General features: G+C 48.1%; 4 protein-coding genes and 1 pseudogene. 2 read left to right on the top strand and 3 right to left on the bottom strand.

Annotated elements, in window-relative coordinates; genetic code table 11:
* Positions 1 to 131 (top strand): annotated as a pseudogene (locus Q0R17_RS18950) (IS1595 family transposase); the annotation flags it as partial.
* Here the strand turns inward: Q0R17_RS18950 and Q0R17_RS18945 are convergent.
* Positions 132 to 1,499, bottom strand: a complete 1,368-nt coding sequence (locus Q0R17_RS18945; RefSeq protein WP_293937926.1) for a hypothetical protein — start codon at positions 1,497 to 1,499, stop codon at positions 132 to 134. It lies immediately after the preceding pseudogene.
* Positions 1,500 to 2,125: 626 nt separating this feature from the next.
* The gene (locus Q0R17_RS18940; RefSeq protein ID WP_293937924.1) at positions 2,126 to 3,148 is read right to left on the bottom strand and encodes a hypothetical protein; all 1,023 of its coding nucleotides are present in this window, start codon (positions 3,146 to 3,148) and stop codon (positions 2,126 to 2,128) included.
* Positions 3,149 to 3,342: 194 nt separating this feature from the next.
* Between Q0R17_RS18940 and Q0R17_RS18935 the strand changes: the two genes are divergently transcribed.
* Complete coding sequence (locus Q0R17_RS18935) at positions 3,343 to 4,683, top strand: hypothetical protein (RefSeq protein ID WP_293937922.1); 1,341 nt, start codon at positions 3,343 to 3,345, stop codon at positions 4,681 to 4,683.
* Positions 4,684 to 4,883: 200 nt separating this feature from the next.
* Here Q0R17_RS18935 and hrpA read toward each other — a convergent pair whose 3' ends face one another.
* Entirely contained in the window at positions 4,884 to 8,801 is a 3,918-nt protein-coding gene (gene hrpA, locus Q0R17_RS18930) for an ATP-dependent RNA helicase HrpA (RefSeq protein WP_293937920.1), read from the bottom strand.
* Positions 8,802 to 8,883 lie beyond the last annotated feature (82 nt).

The raw sequence follows: 8,883 nt of genomic DNA, 5'->3' as shown, positions 1-8,883 counted from the left end.
GCTATTTGGCAGAAATGCAGTATCGATTTAATCGGCGTTTTGATTTGTGCGCCCTAATTCCACGAATGCTACATGCATTACTCATAGCTAAGCCTTGCCCGCGTGGGAGATTAACTGAGCAAGAGACATAATCAGGTAAATTTATATAAGCCGTTTTTAGTGACCTCTAAATTGCTATCGGTATAATTGGTAGTGCCAGCTGGCAGCTCTTTAATTAATTTTCCACTGCGGAAAAGCTTAACTGGCGCAGTGGATTTCCAACTAAGGGTAATGCTGCTTCGATCTGGGTTAGCTCTGGCTTGCAGTTGTTTTACTGCAGGCGCTTCTAATAATGAAACGCCGTCCATTGTATGATTTTCAGCGTTGGCGTTATTTGTCAGATAATTGATTAAGGTCGGGGCAATATCCGCCTGGCTTGGATAGCTATACCAGTCGGCGATATTGGCAGGCACTTTAAGAGGTACACCTGCTATTTTTTCAGCCAGTGGCTTATTTATGGCAATAAAGCCCGCTTGGTTTACTGCGCGTGGCAGGCCATCGTTATTGCCACCTTCACTTAAACCATGGCTAGAGGTTAATAGCAGCAACCAATCTTCATTGTTTTGAATTTGGCGCTGCTTCAGTGTTTCGAGTAATTCACCAATTTGCTGGTCAGTATTTTTAAGGGTCTGTTTATATTCTTTGCCCAGACCAGTATGTAGCGCGGTTTCTTCTGGCGCATGTAAATTGGAAACCACTAAGCTGTAATTGCCGCTATTGATCGCGCTTTGGGTTGAGGATACAACGCAGCTATCAAAGCCACTGCAATCAATTGCATTGCTTAATTGCCCAGCATTAATATCTACACGCAGTAGTTTATTTAAAGTGCTCCAGCTAGTAATGCTGCTCGATTTGAGCTGGCCTAATTGTTTAAACACAGAATCATTTTTAAACACCTGCCCAGCATAATCCGAGCGCACTTCATGGCGATTGGCCCATGCTCCGCTTAAGATTGAGGCCCAGCCTGGGCCGCTCAGCGTTTGCTGTTGAGTGTTAGAGCCAGCAATCCCACCGGTATAGCTGGGGCTGAGGTTTAATTTTGCAATATTGCTGAGCTGCTTGTTATTGAGCGCATCAAGTAATACATCGTACTGAATGCCATCAATTCCCACTAATAGCACTTTTTTGCTGGCCGGGCCTGAGGGCAGCGGAGCTGGGCTTGGCGTACTAGGGGCTGGAGTCGGCACGGTGGTTGGTGCTGGCGTTGGGTTTGGTGCGGGAGTTGGCGCTAAGGTGGGCACATTGGTAGGCACGGGGGGCAGGGTTGGGACTGGATCTTGGCCAGGAGGTGTTTCAGGTTTTGGCCCAGGTGCGGGCACGGGAGTGGGAATAGGAGAAGGGCTAGGTGTAGTGGCCACCACCTGCTCGCCGCTACCAGCGATATCATCTGATGAATTACAAGCGCTGAGTAATAGCCCCGAAAGGGCAATCGTCATGGAGGCGTATATTTTTCCGGACATTCAGGCAGTTCCTTTATTCTGTGGTGTTTCGAGTGACATAAATTCAGACCGCCCAAGCAGGTCTAATGTTGAAACTGGAAAAGGTGCAGAATAAAGAAGGGGGGTGACTTGCTGATGAAAAAAAACTTAAATTTTATAGATGCGGTATAAATTTTTTTTAAACTATGACATTTATATTGATTAAATATTAAATATTGGTGATGATTGTTTACTTGTTTATGTTATTTAACATTTTTGTTGAAAATTAATTTTGTAAAATTAAATGAAAGTTAATTAATAATAAATAGGTTTATTTTACTCAGCCATTTCTTCAGCGGTGTGCGTCCGCAGCTCTAGAAAAAATATATATAAAAATAAGAAATTGGGTGTGCAAGGCGGTATTCTGCTGAAAACGCTTTCTTCAAGACTCCCCTTAGGGGGCCTCGAAAAACCTATATTTCTAAATAAGACAAGGCGCGTTTTAAAAAAATAGACGCTGCATATGTTTGATATGTAAGGAGATTTTTTTAAAGCGCAACGCAGTATTATGACGAAAGATGGGTTTTTTGAGGTTCCCCCTGGTAGGCGTACGCCATTGCTGTTAGCTGAGTCAGATGGCACAGCTAACAGCGCATCACCGTTGGTTTTCAAGCCTGTGGCTGAGTGACTAAATCTATTTGCCTAACCGTACCTGCGCCGCTGTGCTCCCCTAGCCATACGCTGCTGGCGCGGATTTGGCCGAGCACATTGCCTTCTTCTCTCAGGCTAAATTCGGTGGCGGCGCTTTGGGTGGCCATTGCGCCTACGCCAGCCTCGGCAAGGGTTTGTACGCGGCCACGGCTAGGCTCACCGCTTTGCCAAAGTTTTAAGTCTTTATAGGCTGTATCACCCTCATCAATCCAGCCATTGTGATCGTCATCCAGCTTGGCTAATTCACTAAAGCCATTGCCGCTTTGCGGGCCAAATAGCTCGCTGCCATTATCGGCAATGCCGTTGTGATTGCGGTCTAAAAACAGCAGGCCAGAGCCAGTGTCTGGCAGGCGCATGGTCTCTGTTTTGCCATCGTTATCCAGATCGAAAGCCACGCTTTGTGGGCTGAGCTTTATGGTGGCAGCGCCGGTATCCACCACCAGCGGGTCTTTAATTTTGAACCACTCTGCCCCTGCAATACGGGTGGTCTCGCTGCTTTGGGCGTTCTGATATCCAACGTCAAATTGCCGTGAGTTGCCATCGCTAAGGCAAACTTTGCCGCTGGCGTTAAAATTGCAGCTCTCGGTGGTTTTAGTGTGCTCTATGGCTAATATTTGCAAGTTATAAGCTTTGCTGCTTACTGGTGCCGCTGTCGCCGTTGGTGTCGCTGCTGGGCTGTCGTTTGGGCATGGAGGTGGGGCGCTCTGCGTGGGGGGCTGGCCATTGCCAAACAGCATTTCCCATAAAGATTGAAAGCGCTGTTCCTTGCTTTTATCCACGTCTTTTTCAGCCTGCTCTTGCTTCTTAGCCTGCTCAAGGCCACTTGAGAGCGCCGAAAGCTGCTCATTAAAAAAATCCGCAAATAAACCCGCCCCCTGCTGATCTAAACCCACCTTCTGCCCAACTTGCAAAGATTTAAGCGTTTCGCTACTGCTGGCTTGTTGGCTACTGAGCTGTAAATCGCTCTGTGTGATACGCATGATATTTCCTTAGGTAAGTGGAAATAGCCATGCAGCATAAAATGTGCCGGAGGAGATGAGTGGTGGTGGTTAATTTTTGTAAGTTGCTGCCTAGTTTTTGCGAAAGATAAAAAAAGCATAATGTAATATACTTGCTTTTATTAATTATGCATAATTCAAATTTATTTAGTCATTTGTCTGATAAACGGAAGATCATGAAAAATTACGCGCTAACAACAATGGTATTGGCCTTATCCACGGCACTGACTGCCTGCGGTGGTGGTGGTGGGGGGGATTCAAGTAATACTGCTGTGGCTACTCCAGCGGTATCGACGGGTGTGACTAATCCGGTCAAAGAAACACTGGCGCAGTGTATTGCATCTCTTTCTTTACCGGCAGATTTAAAAGTCACAAGTACAACAGAAGGGGATACAGCAGTATTTCTTTGGGATGGGCAGAAAAAAGTTGATTTTTACGGTAAGCAGCAATTTCAAGAAGGTTGGAATGGTGGGATATATCAGCACTATTTTGATACTAAAAATGAAACGGTTAGCCTTGATGGTGAGTTGGTTTTGCAAAAGTCTAGTAAATACACCTTTTTGGAAGATGCTACTAATTATGCTTCAGTTAATTATTATCCTTATTATGGCTTTGCCAAAGACTATAGCAGCCTTGATGGGCAAAAACTCCTAGGCTGGCGTACTGATCATTTCGATCAGAATGGTAAATCCATGGATATGTGGATGCAAAAAAATGCAGCATTGAATGCAGCTCCTAATACGTACCTTTATGATTTAGTAAAAGATCAGCCTAAAGCAGCTGAGTATACACGCAAAGTCACTGCTAGCTGGTATCCCAATGAAGTACGTAGCGAAAATGTTAAATCAGAGTATAGCTTTGTCGGTCGGGAAACGATTGATACTAAACTGGGTAAATTAGATACCTGCGTTTCTTTAGAAAAAACGTCTATTTTGCATAAAGGCAATAGAGAAAGCTTTGATATTTTATGGAGTTCAAAGCGCTGGCACGCAGCTAAAGTGGGGTTTGTAAAAGAAGAAACCGTTGATAGTGAATATGATGCAAGCACTAAAGCACTGATTTGGGATGAAAAGCGCACATATGAGATTGTTGGTGCACGTAAAAATGGCCAGCGTTATGGTAGTTATGATTTATGGATGGGTGTATTAACGGCTCAAGCAAGCACTGCGACGCCTAAATACAGTACTTGTGATTATTCATCCACAGGCAATACCTTGGGCTTTACTTGGCTAGTTAAACCAGAGGCAAATGGTAAAGGAACTTATCGTTTCTGGGATGGCAGCAAGCAGTCTGAGTTGGCGATTAATTATTCAGGTAATAATCAGCTGAATAATTTCAAGACTCAAACTTTTGATAATAGTAAAGGCGTGGGCACAATTAACTGGTCACAAAATGTGGCTTTTGATTTAGCTAATAATGTTTTATCCGGCTCATATACCCGCACTGAAAAATATACCAAGCCTAGCGTATGCGAAGGAACATATCCTTCAAGCATTAAAGGCTCTAAAATATTTTAATTGAATATGTAGTGAATAATAAATTTTCGTGTATTTAAAATAGGCTAAAAAAGCGTCATCCCCGAGCGTTTTTGTCGGGGATCTAAGAGCACAGCTGGATTCCCGCCTACGCGGGAATGACGAAGCTGATTTTCTGAATACTCGATAACTAAGTACTTAGATAAAAAAATACCCCAGCTTGATTTAACTGGGGTATTTTTTTAGCGCCGCGTTAAATCTTCAAACACCTTACTTAAACGCTTTACCGATACCGGATAAGGCGTTTTTAGTTCTTGGGCGAATAGGCCAACGCGCAGTTCTTCTATCATCCAGCGGAATGGGGCGAGTGGGGCGGTGTCTCTGCCTTCTTTCTCCCATTTGAGCATTTCTGCTTCCCAGCGCTTAAATAGCTCATTGATTTCCGCGCCGCGTTGGCCGTCTCTTTGCGGATTGGCAACGCGTTTTTCGGCGCGGATACGCATGGCTTTTACATAGATGGGCAGGCGAGGCAGTTGCTCCCACGGGGTTTGTTGTAAAAAGCCTTTGAAGACTAACTGGCCCAGCAGCTCGTTCATATTGTTTGCAAACGGCGAGGGTTTGGCGAGTAGTTTATTCAGCGCCACGTATTCGCCAGTCAGCTCGGCCAGAATACGCATCACCGCATCACGTACCGATGGCAAGCGTACTTTGGCGCGTGATTTTTGCCCTTCAAAGTCTTTAGGCTTACGTGGTGGCTCGTCTTCACCAATAAAGGCGCGATCGCAAATGCTGGCGACCACGTCTTCCATTAATTCATCGCCATTACACACGCCGCGTAATTGCAGTGCCAGCGGATTGAAGGTGGGCAGTGATTTAGGCAGCTGCTTAACATGGTCTTTGAGTTCAAATTTAAGTAAGCAAATCACACCACTACGGTGGGCGATGCTGGCGGCAAATTCGGTATCAAATAGACGAATCGCTACCGCGTCTTCTTCCGGCACAAGGCCGGGGAAGCCGGTAATAGGGCGGCCTTGGCGCTTAAAGTTGATTTTGGCGGGCAGCTCGCCAAAATCCCACTTGATGATGCCGGTTTTTTCGATGCTCACACTATCGTCGGCGGCATCGCGAAAGGTCATTTGCGCGGCTTCACCCAGCTGGGCGCGTAGCGCGATCAAATCGCGCCCCTGCGCCAGCTCTTGCCCTGCATCGTCCACAATTCTAAAATTCATTTGCAGATGCATTGGCAAATCTTTGGGATTGAACTCATCCGCTGGCACAATCAGCCCCGCGCCACGGCTAACCGCCTGCGCTAGCTGCGGTAGCAGTGCTTCGGTTCTTGAAGCTTGATCCAGCGCGATCAGCATTTTGGTGGCAAATTCTGGCACCGGCACGCAGATGCGGCGGATGGATTTAGGTAAGGACTTAATCAGCAGGGTGATTTTTTCACGCAGCATGCCAGGCACCAGCCAGTCAAAAATAGCGTGATTCACGCGATTTAATAGGTGTAGCGGCAGGGTAATGGTGACGCCATCTAGCGGGTGAGCAGGCTCAAAGCGGTAGGCAAGCGGTAATTTGGCATCCAGCAGGCGGAAAAACTCTGGGAATTGCTCTTCGGTCACCGCATCTGCACCGTGCTGCATTAAATCATCGCGGCTTAAGAATAAATGCTGGGCATTATCCCGCTCAATTTGCTTACGCCATGCCTCAAAACCTGCGCCATTGACGATGTCGGCTGGAATCTTGGCGTCAAAAAATGCAAACAGCGCGTCATCATCCACCAGCACATCCTGACGGCGGGCTTTGTGTTCTAAATCCTGCACGTCCAGAATCAGCGCTTTATTATGCTCAAAGAATTTAGCGCGGCTGTTGTAGTTAAAGCGCACCAAGGCTTCGCGGATAAAAATCTCCCGTGCGGCGACGGGATCGATCTTGCCAAAATGTACGCGGCGTTTGGGCACAATCGGCAGGCCGTACAGGGTAACGCGCTCGCTGGCGTTGACTTGCGCGCTGGTTTTTTCCCAGTGCGGGTCAAAATAATGGCGGTTAACCAGATGGCTGGCGATGCGCTCTACCCATTCAGGCTCGATGGCGGCGACGCAGCGGCCATAAATCTTGGTGGTTTCAACCACCTCGGCGGCGATAATCCATTTTGGCCGTGCTTTTTTTAGGCCAGAGCCGGGGAAAATATTAAATTTAATCCCGCGTGCGCCAAGGTATTCGTCGTTTTCTGGCTGTTTAAAGCCGATATTGCCAAGCAAACCTGTCATCAGTGCTTTTAAAATCTGCTCTGGCGTGCCAGGTGCAGCTTTCAAGTCATTGACTTGTAAATCCATATCCTGACAAATCTCGCTTAACTGGCGATGTAAATCTCGCCATTCGCGTAAGCGCAGATAGGATAAAAAGTGCTCGTGGCAAAGATTAATTAGCTGACGGTTGCTGGTTTTATTATCCAGTGCCTCGTTAAAGAATTCCCACATGCGTAGGAAAGATAGAAAGTCGGATTTATCATCCACAAACTTAGCTTGGGCACGGGCAGCGGCTTCTTTGGCGTCAAAAGGGCGCTCGCGTGGGTCTTGCGCCGACAGCGCCGAGGCAATAATCAGGATTTCTGCCAAGCAATGCTCATCGCGCCCAGCCAGTAGCATGCGGCCAATGCGTGGATCGACCGGCAGGCGGGCGAGTTGCTTACCAATTGGCGTAAGTTGGTCTTCAATATCGACCGCGCCTAGTTCGCGCAGTTGCTGATAGCCGTCGCTGACCAAACGGCTGGATGGCGCTTCTAAGAAAGGAAAGTTGTCGATATGGCCCAGTTTTAGCGCAGCCATACGCAAGATCACCGCTGCTAAAGACGAGCGAACGATTTCTGGATCGGTAAACTCGGAGCGGTTATTAAAATCAGCTTCATCATAAAGACGCACGCAAATACCAGAAGCCACACGGCCGCAACGCCCTGAGCGCTGGCGGGCCGAGGCTTGGGAAATTTTCTCAACCAAGAGTTGCTCGACTTTTGCGCGAGGCGAATAGCGTTTAATCCGCGCATGGCCAGAATCAACCACATAGCGAATACCCGGCACGGTGAGTGAGGTTTCGGCGACGTTGGTGGCCAGAATAATACGCCGGCCAGTGCTGGTGGAGCGGAAAATCCGCTGCTGATCTTCATTCGAAAGCCGTGCAAACAGCGGCAGAATTTCGGCGTCGCGCAGCTTAGCTTTGCGCAGCTCTTCGGCGGTTTCACGAATCTCGCGCTCGCCCGGCAAAAACACCAGCACGTCGCCACTACCATCGGTGCGCCACAGCCCTTCAATGGCTTGCACAATGGCTTCTTCCATCTCTAGCTCTTGATCGTCTTCATCAATGGCGTGCAGTGGCTGATAGCGCACTTCCACGGGGAAGGTGCGGCCAGAGACTTCCATGACAGGTGCCCCAGCAAAATGCTGACTAAAGCGATCGGCATCAATGGTGGCCGAGGTAACGATCACTTTTAGCTCGGGGCGTTTGGGTAGTAGCTGCTTGATATAGCCGAGTAAGAAATCGATATTCAGGCTGCGCTCGTGTGCCTCGTCGATAATAATCGTGTCGTATTTTAATAGGTAAGGATCGGACAGCGTTTCGGCCAGCAAAATCCCGTCTGTCATCAGCTTGATATAGCTGGCGTCGGTGGTTTTATCGGTAAAGCGCACCTTAAAACCCACGGCATTTTCAGATTTTAATTCTTGCCCGATGCGCGTTGCGACCGATCTGGCGGCAAGGCGGCGCGGTTGGGTGTGGCCAATCAAGCCATGCACACCACGGCCCAGCTCTAAGCAAATTTTCGGTAACTGCGTGGTTTTACCCGAGCCAGTTTCACCACACACAATCACCACCTGATGCTTGGCGATTGCTTCGCTTAGCTCGTCTTTGCGCTGATTAACCGGCAGATTGTCGTCGAATTCTGGGCGGGGCAGGCGGCTGCGGCGTTGCTCACTTTTGGCCAAGGATTTGGCAATGCCCGTTTCTAGCTCGCGCAATTCTTTATCGCAAGGCTGCTGCTTGGCTTGCCGCTGGTTGACGCGGTGCAACAGACGCTCCAGATTGCCTCTGTCGGTTAATTGCGCGTCGGCAATTTGCTGAAGGTAGTTTTGCTCTGAAATAGGACTAGAGGCGCTGCCGGTGGCTGTCATTAGCTGCTGTCGAATACGTGAAAGGCAGCGATTTTAACATGCAGCAGCGATGAAGGCAGATCTAAGGGGGGATTGCTGCTTT

Origin of the sequence: Iodobacter sp. (assembly GCF_025352645.1) — a bacterium.
Lineage (GTDB): Bacteria > Pseudomonadota > Gammaproteobacteria > Burkholderiales > Chitinibacteraceae > Iodobacter.
The sequence above is the reverse complement of the archived record's forward strand: the minus strand, read 5'-3'. Positions and strand labels throughout refer to the sequence as shown.